Source organism: Leucobacter celer subsp. astrifaciens, from assembly GCF_001273835.1.
Lineage (GTDB): Bacteria > Actinomycetota > Actinomycetes > Actinomycetales > Microbacteriaceae > Leucobacter > Leucobacter celer.
The window spans coordinates 1-249 of the sequence record NZ_JHEI01000067.1 but is presented as its reverse complement, the minus strand read 5'-3'; the positions used below and the strand labels follow the sequence as shown (position 1 = coordinate 249).

General features: G+C 65.1%; 1 protein-coding gene. It reads left to right on the top strand.

Annotation, left to right across the window (positions count from 1 at the left end; translation table 11 throughout):
- Nucleotides 1-78 precede the first annotated feature (78 nt).
- On the top strand, nucleotides 79-249 hold a 171-nt coding region (locus AMS65_RS00175; protein WP_157501942.1), incomplete at its 3' end, for an adenylyltransferase/cytidyltransferase family protein.

Sequence of the window (249 nt, the reverse complement as noted above, 5' to 3'; positions counted from 1 at the left end):
GTGCTGGCCAAGCTGGAGTTGCGGGATCGGGTGCACGCGGGGATCTTCGCTAAGCGGCACGGGTTGTAGGCGAGAACCATGACCAAGGTCGCCGTTGTTCGCGGATCCTTCGATCCGGTCACCCTGGGGCACCTCGACGTCATCCGTCGGGCGGCGGGTGTCTTCGACCAGCTGCACGTCCTCGTCGTCCACAACCCCGGCAAAGACGCGATGCTGCCCATCAGCGAGCGCGTCGGTCTGATCCAGAAG